Source organism: Sinomicrobium halophytocola (assembly GCF_052983395.1).
The window spans coordinates 225519-241891 of the sequence record NZ_JBRKIT010000011.1 but is presented as its reverse complement, the minus strand read 5'-3'; the positions used below and the strand labels follow the sequence as shown (position 1 = coordinate 241891).

Below are 16373 nucleotides of genomic sequence, written 5' to 3'. Positions count from 1 at the left end.
GTTTATGACGGTTAGTTACAGCTGTAAGTTCAAACCAAGGGTGAAGATTTTGGAAGAAGGATAACCTGTTTGATCGATCCCGATTCTTAGATCCCCCTGGGCTGCCCGGGTATTTACTTCCGGATCCAGCCCGGGATAATTCGTTAGTGTAATAAGGTTTTGTCCGCTGATATACAGTTGCAGGGATTTGATGGGAAGCCCCGTATCCCAGACAGGCAGGTTGTATGCTAACCTGATATTTTTTAACCGCAGATAAGATCCGTCTTTAATAAACCTGTCGGAGACCCTGAATTGAGAACGGTTGGCGGTTGGTGCGGGATAGCGCGCATCCGTGTTTTGTGGACTCCAATAATTATCGGACAAGTCTGAGAGCTGATTTCCTCCTTCGCTCAGAGAGTTTGCTACCACTGCACCGGTAGCCCAGAAAAGATCATTTCCCTGAGACCCTTCTACAAAAATATTCAGCTCAAAATTTTTGTAATTAAAGGTATTATTCAAACCATAGATAAAATCCGGATACGGATTTCCAATGATCTGCTGGTCTTCGTTGGAGATTTGTCCGTCTCCGTTAAGGTCCCTGTAATTAATTACGCCCTGATCGTCATAGCCATCTTCTACAAAACCATAAAACATTCCCAGGGGTTCTCCTTCCCTGGCAATGTTTATAGGAGCAGCAAAAGGAATATCCAAAGGACCTCCTAATATATCTTCTCCAATGGTGATTACCTTATTCCTGTTAAAGGACAATTGTCCGAAAATGTCCCAGCTAAAATCACCGTCAAAAACCAGTGCTCCGAGGCTGAATTCCATCCCGGAATTTCTTACCTCTCCCAGGTTAGTGATCAATGAACTGTACCCGACAGATTCCGGTAGGGGAATTATCGCGAGAAGGTCTGTGGTCTTTTTATTGTAGTAATCTATAGTAAACCTGAAACGGTCATTGATAAATCCTACATCCAGGCCAATACCAAGCTGAGTTGTGGTTTCCCATTTTAAATCAGGATTAGGGGCGGAAAGGTTTGCAAATCCTATCACATCGGAATTCCCGAATGTAGCCCTGGTCTGCCCGAGGGAATTCAGGGACCTGTAGGGATCAATGGCTGTACTTCCGGTTTCTCCGTATCCGATCCTCAGTTTCAAATTGGACAGGGGGTCCCAGTCCTTTAGAAATTCTTCGTTCTTGATTTTCCAGGCGAATGCACCTGAAGAAAAGATTCCCCATTTGTTGTTTTTTCCAAATCTGGACGATCCATCGGCTCTTATACTTGCCGTAAACAGATATTTATCGTTTAAATGGTAGTTTACCCTTCCAAGCCATGATAACAAGGTCCATTCCGTGATAGAAGAACTATTAGGAAGGGTATTGCTCCCCGAACCCAGCGCATTGTTTTGTAGCTCGTCGGTCGCAAAACCAGTGGCGCTGGACCCGTTATATTTGCTTTGAAAAGTCTGAACGGTAAAACCTCCAACAACATTCAGCCTGTCATTATTCCCGATCTGCCTGTCATACGTAAGGATGTTCTCGTTCAAATAAGAAATACTTCTGGTCATGTCGGTGAGTCCATAACCTGTCGGTGTACGGTTTGTAATGATAGAGGGAGAATAATAATTACTTTCGGTAAATGCCTGTTGCGTACCTCCCAGTATCTTAAGTTTCAAATGATCGCTAAGTATGAACTCGGCAGAAATATTGGCCAATACCCTGGTAGAATACTGGCGATCCAGGATTTCCGCATAAGCCAGGGGGTTATTGATAACCACGGGACTGAAGGGATATATGCCCACCTCGTTCAGATTTCCTTCTGCATCATAAGGTGCAATGGTTGGCGGTGCAGCAAGTGCAGCAGCAAAAATATTATTTCCCCCACCGGAACCGTTATTAACGTTGGCATCATTATTTTCCCAGCGTGTTAGTACCGCATCGGTACTTAATCTCAGCCAGTCATTTACATCCTGATTAAGCGCCAGTCTCAGGGATCCTCTTTTAAGACTGGAGTTTAGAATTACTCCATCCTGGTCGAAGTAATTGGCGGAAACGGAATAGGAAGATTTTTCATTACCCCCGGAGAATGTAAGCGTATGACTTTGGATTGCAGCCGACCTGAAAATTTCATCCTGCCAGTCCGTATCGGCCTCCGGGAGGTTGTCCAAATCGAAGGGTTCTGCTACACCTTCATTAACAGCCCGTAGATTAGCAAATCCTGTGAACTGGGAAGAATTCATCATTTTGTATTTTTTTATGACTTCCTGGACTCCATAATAACTCTGGTAATCAATTCTACCCTGTTGTCCTTTCGTCCCTTTTTTAGTGGTAATCATAACTACACCGTTTGCTCCTCTGGAGCCATAGATAGCGGTAGCCGAAGCATCTTTCAGAATATCTATAGACTGTATATCGGAGGGATTGAGAAAGGAAATACTTCCAACTATGGGAAAACCATCGACTACATATAAAGGATTATTATCCCCTAAATAGGAGTTCCCACCTCGTATCTGGATCTGGACATTAGCCCCCGGCTGTCCGGAATTCTGAACAACCCTGACCCCGGAAGCCCTTCCTTTTAGGGCCTGTTGGACGTCGGACGTCGGTAAGGCAGTCAGGTCTTTTGAGTTAACGGTTGAAACGGCTCCTGTGACATCTGTCCGTTTTACGGAACCGTAGCCTACAACTACCACTTCTTCCAGTCCTTCTGCACTTTCTATGAGGGTTATATTAATAGAGGTTTTATCACCCACCTTAATTTCCTGGGATTGAAACCCTACGTAACTAAAAACAAGTACAGATTCAGGTCCGGATACATTTATGGAATAATTTCCGTCAAAATCGGTTTGTGTTCCATTAGTGGTCCCTTTTTCGATAATGTTGGCCCCCGCCAAAACAGTACCTGTACTATCGATAACCCTGCCGCTTATTGCGTATTGTGCAATGGTATGCTGCGACCTGTTTGTTTGGTCAGATCTTCTGACCAGGGATATTTGCTTGTCTTCAATCGAATATGTGGTATCAGAGCCTGAAAAGATCCTATCCAGAATAACATTAATCTTTTCATTCCTGACTTTAACGGTAACTTCCCTGTGTAGATTGATATCGTCAATCAAATACAGGAACCTGTATTCCGTCTTCTTTTCAATGTAATCGATGAATTTCTCTACAGTTACATTCTTTAGATCAACGGATACTTTCGTATTCTGTGAATATGAATTTCGGGCGCTTATTGCAAACACACCCGTAAACAATAAAAGTAAACTGATTTTCATTCTTAAATCAAATTTGACCAACGCAGGTCTTTTCCTGGTACGGTTCAGAGGAATTTTCATAATTTTGTAATATTGATGTGGTTATACTTTAAGTCTGACCATTTTGTCTAAATCGGGAAATGCGCGAACATTTCCCGATTTTTTTTGTAGATCAAATGACCAGACCCCGTCATTGAAATCGGAAGTTTTCAGGTGTTTTTCTATTTATGCATAGGCGAAAAATTTAAGTTTATTTAACGGTTATATGTCGGTCATTAATTTTATATTCAATATCATAGGTGTTTTTAAAATACTTCAATACTTCTTCAATAGGTTCATTTCCAAGATTTGCATTAAACTTTTTATCCCTGTACTTATGATTTTCATTGATAATTGTAACGTTATAATGTCTTTCCAGTTTTTTTAAGATATTCTCGAAAGTCATATTTCTAAAAATCAACTTTCCTTTCATCCAGGAAGTATAAGTGTCCGTAATTACCGCTGTTGTGGTGATATTGTTTTCCCTTCTGTCAAAACTGCCTTTAAAACCTGGCTTTAGAAGAACAGATTTATGCTCCGGAAAGTCAGCATTCTCCATATCTAAAGAGACAGAACCTTCCACCAGAACAACATCAGTCGTCTGATCTTCCGGATAGGTAGAGATGTTGAATTGTGTGCCTAAAACCTTTATATTTAAAGTGTTGGCGTTAACAATAAAAGGTCTCCCGGTGTCTTTGGCAACATCTAAATATGCTTCTCCGGATAAATAAACCAGCCTTTCCTTATGTTTCGGAAAGTTCACAGGATATTTTAAGGAAGATCCTGAGTTTAAATAGACTACTGTCCCGTCCGAGAGTTCCAGCTCAAATCTCTTTCCATAGGGTACGGTCAATTGATTATATGAAAATACATCCGGGTCCTCTGTTTTTTTATTATAAGTTATCCTATTTCCTTTTTGTTTTCCGATAAAAGCTCCTTTTTCACTTACTAATCTTGAATCTGCTGATTCTGAAATAACCTCAACATTACCATTGCTCAATTCAAGAGTGATCTCACTATCGGATGGCATGGAAATTTTATGTAAAGACTTCTCAGTTGACAAAGGCTGCATGAAAAAATATCCCAGAGAGAGAAGAATCATCACCGTTGCCGCATATCGGATATATTTGCCTCTTCGGAGTCTTTTCGTTCTTTCTCCCTCCTTTTTTATTTCTTTTCTTAGGGCATCCTTTATTTTATTGGAATCAGGTTTATTCATAGCAATTTGAGTAATAAATAATACTTTTATCAGCCCTTTAAGCACTAATTTATGTTCTGGATTCTGAATCCATTTATCCAGCATATCCAGGTCTTCCTCAGTAGCCGTTCTATGCAGATACTTGACTAAAAGATGCTCGAATTTTTTATTTCCCATGATTTCTTACACTTCAATAATATTATGCATGAAATTTACAATACCCTTATATTTTTGATAATTTTTTTTAATATTGGCATATTTTGTATTTAAAAAAAGCGGTTTATGTATTTTGAAGATCACAAAACTTTTGTTAAATGTCTGAAGGATGGAGATGAAAGAGCATTTATGTACTTAGTGGATAAATACCATCAAAGATTATATTCTTATTGTCAGGCATTGGGAAATGACCACTCCACTTCTGAGGATATCGTACAGAATGTTTTTATTAAAACCTGGCACTTTAGAAAAAAACTGAATTCCGAATTTTCCTTACAAGGATTTTTATACAAGACAGCTTACAATGAATTCTTGATGGAATATCGCAGGAACAAAAAAGTAATTCCATTGGAACATTCCCATTACGGGTTATTAAATGAAGTTGCCGGATCAATGGATGAAGAAGCACTGGAGAAAATGATTGAACAGGTCACCGTAGAAATTCAAAACTTACCGAAAAAATGTCGTGAAATTTTCACCCTCAGCAAAAGGGAAGGACTTACTAACATGGAAATCTCAGACTATTTGAATATTTCCATCAAAACTGTAGAAGCCCATATAACTCATGCTTTTTCGATTCTTAGACAAAAGCTTGGAGATAAATATGAGTCATTTTTGTTCATGCTTTTTTACCCGGCTCCTATTGGAAAGTAAGCTATATTGATATAATAAATCATGTATAGAAGAATACACTTATTTTGGAATAAAAGGAGATATAATGGGGCGAAGATACCTTACGGTAGAAGGTCTATATCAAGATATACTCAGGAATTTAGTAGCAGCTATAGTGCAATTGAATTTATTCATAACATCATCAAAGGAACCTCGTTGGGCAGGATCAATAATAGGTACTCGAAGCGATCGAAGAAATTAACTTCGGATTACCGTACAGGATAAAGAGCATTGTATTCGATTTATTTCCGACTTTTTTCCGAATAAGACAGAATGCTTTGGTCATTTGTGCTTCAACTGCCTTTACCGAAATATCAAGATATTCGGCAATCTCCGTATTGGTAAGCCCGTCTCGTTTACTCAGTACAAAGACTTTTCTACACTTCGGAGGAAGATTTTGAATTTCCTGGCTAACAAGGGCTATGAGTTTCGCTAGTGGGTTTTCCTCTTCTTCTTCGACTAAAGTATCAAGGGCTTCGATGTATTTTTTTTCCAGTTCGGTTACCGATTGGTACTTGCGATATTGATCTATGAATTCATTGTAGACGGATCGGTACAGAAAGTTCTTGATGGAAAAATCCGGTTTTAGTCTTTTACGTTGTTCCCAGGTTTTGAGAAAAACATTTTGCACGATGTCTTCAGCTTTATAAGGGTCATGCGACAAACTCCGGGCATATATGCACAGGGAATGATGGTATTTGTCTACAAGCTGGGAAAAGGCCTGTTCATTTCCTTTTTTTAATTGTTTTATCAGCTTTTCGTAATTCGAAGGGTTACTTTTCAATATGATATAAAATGATGTTAGTTTTTGTGTAAATATAAAAAAAAAGTAAAAAAAGTTAGGGTTAATTGAATTTGTCTCGTAATAGAGGTAAACAATGACAAAATGATTCCCCCGTATATAGAAGAACTGATAATAAAATATATTAACGGTTCGACAGCATCGGTTGATGAACTGGAAATATTAGGTCAATGGATAAAAGATCCGGCCCACGAACAGGTCTTTTTAAACTATTTGAAAATCAACTATGCCATGGACCATAATATGAACAGATATGATGTCAATCATACTAAAAAGAAACTACTCCGAAAAATACGGCAGGATAAAAGCCTGTTATATAGGCATCGGATACGTAGTGTATTAAAATATGCGGCAATAGCTGTTTTTTTCCTGGCGGCAGGTCTTTTCTTCAGGACGGAATACTTCGCCCGGGAAGAACAATTGGTCATTGAAGAGGAATCTGTGATCCTTCAATTGGAAAATGGAGAAACCAGGGCTATTCGGGAAAGTGAAGTTTCAAAGGTTACGGGGGCAGACGGAAAAATCCTGGGGGAGCAGGAAGGCAACAGGATAGCCTATACGGGAAAGGAAAACACCAATAAGTTGTCGTATAACAAGCTGGTGGTCCCCCATGGAAAGACCTTTGAGGTATTGCTTTCGGACGGTACTTATGTTCATCTCAATGCGGGAAGTTCCCTGAAGTATCCTGTACGGTTTGTTGAAAATGAAAGTCGGGAAGTCTTTCTTAATGGGGAAGCATATTTTGATGTGGCTAAAGATAAAGAACATCCTTTCAAGGTAAAGGCAGAAGGACTATTTGTAAAGGTGACAGGGACGGAATTCAATGTCACCGCTTACCCGGAAGACAGGGCGTCTGAAGTGGTACTGGTTAACGGATCGGTGCTTTTGTCTTCGGCTGAAGGAGAAGAGAAAGGCGATGAAAAAATCCCCTTGAGCCCGGGATTCAAGGGAACCCTTGACAAAGATGCGGGGAATATTTCTACGGAAAGGGTAAATACTTCGATCTATACCTCCTGGATAAACGGGGATATTGTATTTAGGAATGCCCCCTTTGGAAATATTATCAAAAAGCTGGAGCGGTACTACAATGTAACTATAATCAATAATAACCATGAATTGACTAAAGAGCCCTTTAATGCCAGTTTTAATGTCCAAAAGGAAACTATAGAAGAAGTACTGTACTATTTCAACAAGGTAAATCACATTGAATATAATATTGTAAATAATAAAATAATCATTAACTAATATGCCTATGATATAATAACCGGAACACACCAAAAACAGTACATATCCCATAGCGCCACTGCAAAAAACAAAAAATCGGAAAATGCGGGAACATTTTCCGATGGTATGGGATATGGCACGAATGCCAATCACCAATTAAAACATTTAAAGTTATGAAAAACCTATTACATCCGGGAAGTTTTTCCCGTGATATGGTAAAACTGAACTTAAAGATGAAGATATCTTTACTCCTGTCGTTTGCAATAATATATAGCATCCAGGCCAGAACCTATTCACAGAATACCAGGATATCCCTGGATATGAATGATGTAACCATAGAAAGTCTTATTGACGAGATCGAGACCCGTACCGAGTTTAAATTTATCTTTCACTCCAGCATCGTAGATATGCAACGGAAGGTTTCTGTCGAGATGCGTGAACAGCCTGTAGAGAAGGTCCTGGATCATATTTTTTCCGGGACGAACACTGTCTATGAAATTGAAGATAAAAAGATTTTGCTTTTCGAGTTTTCCGCAGAGAAAGCCTCCGATCGGTCTGATGAAAAAGTACAGCAACGTGAAATAAAGGGAATCGTAAATGACGAACAGGGAACACCCATGCCGGGAGTGACTGTGCGCGTAGCTGACACGAACAAAGGCGTAGTGACGGATTTTGACGGTAATTTCAGTATTATCGTTTCCGAAGAAAACAGCCGGTTGATATTTAGTTATGTGGGGTTTCTCACCCGGGAAATTACCTTGACTGATCAACAGAGCCTGCAAATAACGATGGAACCGGATATTACAGCACTGGAGGAAGTTGTACTGGTAGGATACGGTACCCAGCGCAAGATAGAAACCCTGGGGTCACAGAGTTCTTTGAATGTTAAGGAGCTGAAACAGCCGGTGGCTAATATATCTACGGTACTGGCCGGAAGGGTTTCAGGGCTTGTAGGCGTACAGCGAAGCGCTGAGCCCGGATTGGATGGAGCCGATCTCTGGGTGCGGGGTGTAAACACCATGAGTAATAGCAGACCTTTAATCCTTGTGGACGGAGTAGAAAGAAGTTTTAATAACCTGGATCCTAATGACATTGAAAGTTTTACTATCCTGAAAGATGCATCTTCCACCTCGGTTTACGGAGTAAGGGGAGCCAATGGCGTTGTACTCATAACTACCAAAAAAGGCGTAAAAGGTAAAACAAAGATCAATGTTGACTTTTATCAGGGCATCACAAATTTTACCAGGGTGCCGAAACCGGCAGACGGAGTTACCTACATGCAGATGGCCAATGAAGCGTCAGTGACGCGGGGAGAAGCTCCCGTCTATTCTGCCGAAATGATCCGTAAAACCCGTACCCAGGAAGACCCTTATCTTTATCCTGACGTAAACTGGATAGACCATATTTTTGAAGATTTCGGTTACAATCAGAAAGCTAACCTCAATATCAGCGGCGGATCAGATAAGGTCACCTATTATGTTTCTGCCGGATATTACAGGGAAAAGGGGTTGTTTACTACCAGTGATCTGGAGAAATACAATTCCGAAATAAGTTTTACCAGGTACAATTTTACTTCACACCTCAGTATCAAGCCTATTCCTTCCAATACTATAGACGTAGGGATTAAGGGGTGGATATCCAATGGTAACTATCCGGGGACGGGAACCCAAACCATTTTTGAAGAGGTTTTTGATACCTATCCTATCCTATATCCGTTGCATTATCCTAATGGAGTAGAACCCTGGGTGTCTACAGGTGGAGGGCTCAATAATCCCTATTACCTCCTGACCAACAGGGGGTATTCCACGCTATATAATAACCAGATCAATTCTGATATCCACGTAAAGCAGGACCTGGATTTTCTCGTTGACGGGCTTTCTGCCAGAGTGCTGTATGCTTTTGATGCCACAAATAACAACAGGTTGGTCCGCAATAAGGTTCCCTATACCGTATATGCCCGGGAAAGGGATGAAAATGGGGAACTGGTTTACGAGCAAACCGATAATGGTAATGGAAGAGATTATCTCACTTTTGAAAGAAACAATGGAGGAGACAGGCAGTTCTACCTGGAGGCTGCCATTCAATATGACAAAACCTTCGGGAAACACCATTTGGGTGCTATGGCGCTCTATAACCATACCGACAGGATCAGTGCCACGGCAAATGACCTGATCGGTTCCATACCCTACAGAAGTCTGGGGTTAGTTGGGAGGTTCAACTATACGTATGGTGACAGATACATTTCAGAAGTAAGTTTCGGATATAACGGAGCTGAGAATTTTGCTCCTGACCAGAGATTCGGTTTTTTCCCTTCCGTGGCACTGGGGTGGGTAGTTTCCAACGAGAAGTTTTGGGGAGAGAACAACATTTTTCAGCTTTTAAAGTTACGCGCTTCTTACGGTATAGTAGGAAACAGCAGGATAGAAGGCCGGCGTTTTGCCTATATCCCTACGGTTGCAGAAACGGGAGGATACGCTTACGGACAGGACCGGGGAAACTACATCAGCGGTCTGGACATAGGAGAATATGCGGCTAATGTCACTTGGGAAACCGAAAAAGATATCAACCTTGGAATAGAATTTTCTACACTGAATGAGGCGTTGACGATGCAGGTCGATGTTTTTCACCGAAAAAGAGATAATATATTTCTGGAAAGAGGGGCGGTTCCGGCCATTATCGGGTTGCGTAGCAATCTCCTCGGTAATCTGGGAGAAACCAGTAACAAGGGAATAGATATCACCGGGGAGTTTAATAAAAATTTCGGCGAACTGAGTATGCAGACCAGGGGGACTTTTACTTTTAACGAAAATAAGGTCATAGAAAACGACCAGCCGACCCAGCCTTTTCCTTATATGGAAAGAAGAGGGCATCCCATAGGTCAGCGTTTCGGGTATATAGCCGACGGTTATTATACCCAGGAAGAGATTGATAACCCATCAGTAGCCCGTACAACAGGTGTTGTCCAGGCAGGAGATATCAAGTTTCGTGATCTGAACGAGGATGGGGTTATCGACGGTAATGACCGTACTGCCATTGGACGAAGTGCCATCCCTCGTATGGTATACGGCTTTGGGACTACGCTGTACTACAAAGGATTTTCACTGGGGGCGTTTTTTCAGGGAGTTGGGCAAGTGGATCTTTACCTATCCAACAAATTTATGCCGTTTCGTAACGGTTCGGCCCGCGGAGGGTTGTATAAAAATATTAAAGACCGTTGGACTCCCGAAAACCCGAGTCAGGATGCATTTTATCCCCGGTTGTCTTACGGGAGTGATATTAACCAGAACTATTCCGAACAGAGCAGCCACTGGTTGATGAATGGCGCATTTCTAAGATTGAAAACACTCGATTTCGGATGGAGCATCCCGGAAGGCTCCCTGAGCAGCTTTGGAGTACGGGATATGAGGATATATTTTATAGGGTACAATTTGTTGACTTTTAGTAGGTTTAAGATGTTTGATCCGGAACTCGGTGATGGCAGCGGTACCCGCTATCCGAATATACAGACATACAGTCTGGGAGTAAGTTTGTCCTTTTAGACCTGGTAAAATTCAAAAAAACAAACCGAGAGTATTATGAAAACCAAAATAAAAAATAAAAAAATTAACGTTGCTGTCCTGTATGTACTTTTCGTGTTGTCGCTTGTTTCCTGTAGTGATTTTCTGGATCAGGTACCGGACGACAGGTTGGCTATCGATGATGTGTTCAAAAAGAGAACAACCACGGAGCAATATCTCGCCAATATCTATAATTATATCCGTTCCGAAGTAGATCACAATACCAGTAATACCCCCTGGGAAGGACTTTCGGATGAGATGGATGTTACTTACAACGATTATCCCACTTACAGCATGAACCTGGGAAGCTGGGATATCAACCGGGGTGATTACAATTACTGGAATTATTACTATCGCGGTATCCGGTCTGCTTCCTATTTTTTACAGAATGTAGATGCAAACGAGGAGCTCACCCCCGAATTACTGACCCAATACAAGGCAGAAGCCAGGTTTCTGAGGGCATATTTTTATTTTATGGTCATGCGTCAGTATGGACCTGTTGTAATACTGCCCGAAGAACCCATAGAGCCGGATGCATCCATTGAAGAAATGAGTATTCCCAGAAGTACGTATGACGAGTGTGCGGACTATGTAGCCAGTGAAATAGACCAAGCCTTTCCTGATCTTCCCATACAGCCGGATAATACCATCGAATGGGGCAGGATCAACCAGGGAATGGCACTGGCAATTAAAGCCAGGATGCTTCTTTATGCCGCTAGTCCGCTGTTTAACGGAAATACTGATTATGCCGGCTTTACAAACCCGGACGGGACACCATTGATTAGTCAGCAATATGATGAAAACAAGTGGAAAGAAGCTGCCGATGCCTCGAAAGTTGTTATAGATCTGCCCCAATACCAATTGTACAGGGAGTATAACGATGATGGAGGTATTAATGCATACGCTTCCCTGAAAAATGTATTTCTGCGTGACTGGAATCCGGAGATCATTATGGCTAAGGTTTCGGATATGTATTCCGTAGACAAGAACGGTTCGCCATACCGGGTGGGGGGATGGTCTTCATGGGGACCTACTCAGTCTGCCGTAGATGCCTATTTCATGGCTAACGGAAGACCTATTGATGACTCGGAATCCGGTTATCTCGAAGAAGGATTTGCCGATGAGGGGACATCCTATTACGCGGCAGGCACCTATAATATGTATGTGAACAGGGAACCCCGGTTTTACGTTGCAATTACATTTAACGGCAGCAAGTGGATAAATAATGAATTCGGATCTGGCGGACAGCCCCTGGTCATAGAAATGTACAACGGAGGGAATAGCGGGAGGTATACAGGAAGGAACTGGTCGAGGACGGGCTACGTGACCCGTAAACTGGTACATCCCAGCAGTACAGTAAACCCGGATAAGATTGCGGGCCGTATGGAAGTGAAATTGCGACTTGCTGAGATTTACCTGAGTTATGCCGAAGCCCTTAATGAATACAGTCCCGGGCACCCGGACATACTGAAGTATATTAACCTGATCCGGGAAAGGGCCGGAATTCCCCAATACGGTTCGGGAAATAATGCCTTGCCGGTCCCACAGGGGCAGGAAGCCATGCGAAAGGCCATTCGCCAGGAGCGGAGAGTGGAACTCGCTTTTGAAAACCAGAGGTATTTCGATACCCGAAGATGGAAAATCGCCGAGAATACCGATGGGGGACCGTTTTACGGGATGGACGTAAATGCCAATAATACTGAAGGCTTTTCCAAAAGGGTGGAGTTTGAGACCAGGGTGTTTGAAAAGAAAAATTACCTGTGGAATATCATACAGGACGAACTGAACAAGAACGGGAACCTTGTGGGGAACCCGGGTTGGTAAGTCTTATAGTCATTTTTAAAGCATGAGAATATGAAAAAATATACAAACTTTTTACTGCTGTTCATTTTCACAGGTCTGGTTTCTTGTGATGATAAGGACGATCCCGGGGAAATGATGAAACCTTTTTCCATTACATTTCCGAAAGATGAAACGTCGATAGCACTGGATCCTTCAAGCAATGCCGTAGTGGATTTTGAATGGAACGAATCCGGTGTGCCTGATCATACACTTGTTTTTTATGAAGTCCTTTTTGATGTGGAGGGGGGAGATTTTACATCACCTGTATATACCACCGTGTCAGATGAGGAAGGGATCCGGCCGTTTGCTTTCATCCCCCATAAGGAAATGAACATTATAGCTTCCCGATGCGGGATAGAATCGCTGCAAAAAGGAAATGTGAGTATGAAGGTAAAAGCCACGAACGGTGTCCTGGAATCCTTTTCCGAAAATACACTTACTATAGCTCTGGAGAGGCCTGCCGGATTTGCCGAAAACCCCGATGAACTGTTTCTTACCGGAACGGCTACCGAAGCCGGGAGCAATATAGGACAGGCTATGCCTTTTAAAAAGATTTCTGACGGAGTTTTTGAACTCTATACTTCGCTTGACGAAGGAACGCTCGCCTTTGTCGATGCAACCTCGGGAGAATACCACAGTTTTTATCCGGAAGGAAATATAATAAAGAGTGGGGAAAACGGGGAAAGTCCCGCCACAGGAACAAAAGTGTATCGGATGGACCTGGACTTTAACGAAAGTAAGATCAGTTTCACAGAGATCCAGGCTGTAGGATTATGGATAGCGGCACAGAACCAGGTCACTGAAGAACTTTCCTATGAAAGCGGAGGTGTATGGAAAGCTACGGATATCCCTATCGTTTGGGCTGATGTGTCCTGGGGAAAGGATGAACGCTATAAATTCCGGGTAACGGAGATCGATGAGGAAGGGGAAGTTTCGGAATATTTTATAGGTAGTGGTAATAAAGATAACGCACGCCCCGATGACAATACATCCGAATCCTATTACTACCTTAAAAACACGGGAGATACTTCGCAATGGGACTATACCTATAAGTTTGGATGGGAATCCGGGAGCAATGACATCCTGGTAAAATTTCAACCCTCGGGGGAATACACTCATGAAATCATCCGGAACTGATTATTGTACAGTTAAAAAACTAAAATCAAGAATAATGAAATTAAATAAAAATATACGGTTTGTTTTCGGTTTTTTCATACCTATGGTGGTTATAACTGCATGTAAAGGGACTTCCGATGGTGATATGATCCCGGAAGAAAGTAAGGCGGAGCAGGAAGAAACCTTTGATTGGAATGAGATCGCTGAAGAATCTCAAAAATCCCTCATGAGGGAATACTGGTCTTCTCAGCATTATTTTAACCAGGATAATGACGGACATATCGGTTTTAACTACTGGTGGAATGCTCACGGAATGGACGTCCTGGTCGATGCCTATCTGCGTTCCGGGAACGAGGAATATCTGAGTAGGATAGATATGCTCCTCGAGGGTTGCAGAGCCAGGAATGGCGATACCATGTGGAATACTTTTTATGATGACATGGAGTGGATGGCTCTCGCCTGCCTGAGAGTTTATGAAGCAAGCGGTAATTCCCGTTATAAAGAGATAGCAAAAGAACTCTGGGGCTATATAAAAGAGGGGTGGAGCGATATTCACCATGGAGGTATTGCCTGGGCAAGCGGGTCACCTAATTCCAAAAATGCATGTTCCAACGCACCGGCGGCTATTCTTGCAGCCAGATTGTTCCAGCTGGATGGCATCCCTGAAGATCTGGAATGGGCAAAAAGAATATACACCTGGTTTAAAGAACATTTGGTAGACCCTTCCAGAGGTGTGGTTTGGGATGGTTATGGAAATCATAACGAAAATAACATTTATACCTATAACCAGGGAACTTATATAGGGGCTTCCCTGGAACTATATGAAATAACCAAAGAAGAAAGCTATTTAACAGAAGCGGTCAGGAATGCCAATTATATAATAAATGACAGGCAGAAATTTTCGCCGAAGGGTATACTCAAAGGGGAAAATACTGGTGATGGAGGCTTGTTCAAAGGAATTTTTATGAGATATTTCGTAGAACTGACCAAAGAGCCGGACCTGGATGACTTCACCCGGGAAACCTACCTGAAATATACCGATAAAAATGCGGTAAGTTTATGGACAACCGCTACTTTAATGCCCGATGTCCTGTTTGGACATACCTGGGCGGCAATGTCTTCCGGGCAGACCATGGACTGTTCTGTTCATCTCAGTGGTGTGATGCTGCTGGAATTGAGAGGGACCTTGTCCGGATGGTACAACGAAGAGAAATAAGAAAGAGAAAATATCAGGAAATAAACCTTTTGAGGGTTAGTATTGTTTAATATAACTAAAATCATTTGATCAGTATTATGAAACAGGCTTCCATATTTGTCATAATCATTTTTTTCCTATCCGGAATAGAACTTTGTCCTGGTCAGGAAGACTCCCTGCAAAATTTCGGTGCGGACCATGACCCTCTCCGGATCGGGCTCAGGGTTGCCGAAAATTATGTGTCCAAGCCTTTCCGTAATTTCGACGGAATCCAAAGCCCCCCTTCCGAAGTTATTTATCCCGAAGTCTGTGCCTGGTTTGGCGCCCTGAAATTTGCAGATGTGTCAGGAAATAAAGAGCTGTTTGAAAAACTGGAAAAACGTTTTCTACCTTTGTTGGGAAGTCAGAAAGAACTGATGCAAAAGCCCGATCATGTAGACCATACCGTGTTCGGAACCATACCCTTACAGCTATATAGGTGTACCGGGAACAAGGTGTATTATTACATAGGTATTGACTTTGCCGACCGGCAATGGCAAATGCCTGCATCTTCAGGAGATGCCGAAAAATATCGGGATTACCTGGACCAGGGACTTTCATGGCAGACCCGTTTCTGGATCGACGATATGTTTATGATATCTGCCGTACAGAGCCAGGCCTATCTCGCGTCGAATGACCAAAAATACCTGGATCGTGCTGCCTATGAAATGACTGTATATCTCGACTCTATTCAGCAGCCTAACGGCCTGTTCCATCACGCCGGGAAATCTCCTTTTTTCTGGTGCCGCGGTAATGGCTGGATGGCTTCCGGAATGACCGAAGTACTCAAACTCCTGCCTTCCGGTCACCCGCATCGTCTCAGTATACTTGCAGCTTATAAAAGAATGATGACTACACTGAAAAGTTTGCAGAATGCAGAAGGTCTGTGGGGACAACTCATCGATGAGAAAGAGATATGGACGGAAACATCAGGTTCCGCGATGTTTACCTATGCCATGATCACCGGGATAAAAAACGGATGGCTAAACAAAAAAGATTACGGTCCGGTGGTCCGTAAAGCATGGATGGCTCTGGTGAATTACCTGGATGCCAATGGCGAGCTTCGAAATGTATGCCAGGGAACAAATACGGGTGATAGCAAAATGTATTATGAGAACCGAAAACGCATTACCGGAGATCTGCACGGCCAGGCACCAATGCTCTGGTGTGCAGCAGCCCTGCTGGAATAATCGATCCTGATGTCTGCCCTGTATTGAAATTTATAAAAAAACCGAA

General features: G+C 42.3%; 10 protein-coding genes. 7 read left to right on the top strand and 3 right to left on the bottom strand.

The features are described 5' to 3' along the window. Window positions 1-15: 15 nt before the first annotated feature. Both ACVBDY_RS03200 and ACVBDY_RS03195 read right to left on the bottom strand, forming a co-directional pair. Window positions 16-3258 (bottom strand): TonB-dependent receptor, encoded by a 3243-nt coding sequence (locus tag ACVBDY_RS03200; protein WP_447174024.1) that lies wholly within the window; start codon window positions 3256-3258, stop codon window positions 16-18. Window positions 3259-3487: 229 nt separating this feature from the next. Continuing rightward, window positions 3488-4651: a FecR family protein gene (locus ACVBDY_RS03195; RefSeq protein ID WP_447174023.1), complete on the bottom strand. Its 1164-nt coding sequence runs from the start codon at window positions 4649-4651 to the stop codon at window positions 3488-3490. A gap of 105 nt (window positions 4652-4756) precedes the next feature. Here ACVBDY_RS03195 and ACVBDY_RS03190 point away from each other — a divergent pair, with 105 nt between their 5' ends. Continuing rightward, window positions 4757-5344 (top strand): RNA polymerase sigma factor, encoded by a 588-nt coding sequence (locus ACVBDY_RS03190; RefSeq protein ID WP_447174022.1) that lies wholly within the window; start codon window positions 4757-4759, stop codon window positions 5342-5344. 184 nt (window positions 5345-5528) lie between these two features. Here ACVBDY_RS03190 and ACVBDY_RS03185 read toward each other — a convergent pair whose 3' ends face one another. Beyond that, complete coding sequence (locus ACVBDY_RS03185) at window positions 5529-6146, bottom strand: RNA polymerase sigma factor (protein ID WP_447174021.1); 618 nt, start codon at window positions 6144-6146, stop codon at window positions 5529-5531. A 102-nt stretch (window positions 6147-6248) separates the two neighbouring features. On the opposite strand from ACVBDY_RS03185, the gene ACVBDY_RS03180 reads away from it, so the two are divergent. From ACVBDY_RS03180 to ACVBDY_RS03155, 6 genes are all read left to right on the top strand, one after another. Next, window positions 6249-7409 (top strand): FecR family protein, encoded by a 1161-nt coding sequence (locus ACVBDY_RS03180; protein ID WP_447174020.1) that lies wholly within the window; start codon window positions 6249-6251, stop codon window positions 7407-7409. 152 nt (window positions 7410-7561) lie between these two features. Next, on the top strand, window positions 7562-10927 hold the full coding sequence (locus ACVBDY_RS03175) for a TonB-dependent receptor (RefSeq protein ID WP_447174019.1): 3366 nt from the start codon (window positions 7562-7564) through the stop codon (window positions 10925-10927). 36 nt (window positions 10928-10963) lie between these two features. Next, a complete protein-coding gene (locus ACVBDY_RS03170) occupies window positions 10964-12769 on the top strand; it encodes a RagB/SusD family nutrient uptake outer membrane protein (RefSeq protein WP_447174018.1) in 1806 nt (601 codons plus the stop codon). Between the two features lie 30 nt (window positions 12770-12799). After that, complete coding sequence (locus tag ACVBDY_RS03165; protein ID WP_447174017.1) at window positions 12800-13924, top strand: SusE domain-containing protein; 1125 nt, start codon at window positions 12800-12802, stop codon at window positions 13922-13924. Window positions 13925-13958: 34 nt separating this feature from the next. Continuing rightward, window positions 13959-15119 (top strand): glycoside hydrolase family 76 protein, encoded by a 1161-nt coding sequence (locus ACVBDY_RS03160; RefSeq protein WP_447174016.1) that lies wholly within the window; start codon window positions 13959-13961, stop codon window positions 15117-15119. A 77-nt stretch (window positions 15120-15196) separates the two neighbouring features. Then, window positions 15197-16327, top strand: a complete 1131-nt coding sequence (locus ACVBDY_RS03155) for a glycoside hydrolase family 88/105 protein (protein ID WP_447174015.1) — start codon at window positions 15197-15199, stop codon at window positions 16325-16327. Window positions 16328-16373: the final 46 nt, after the last annotated feature.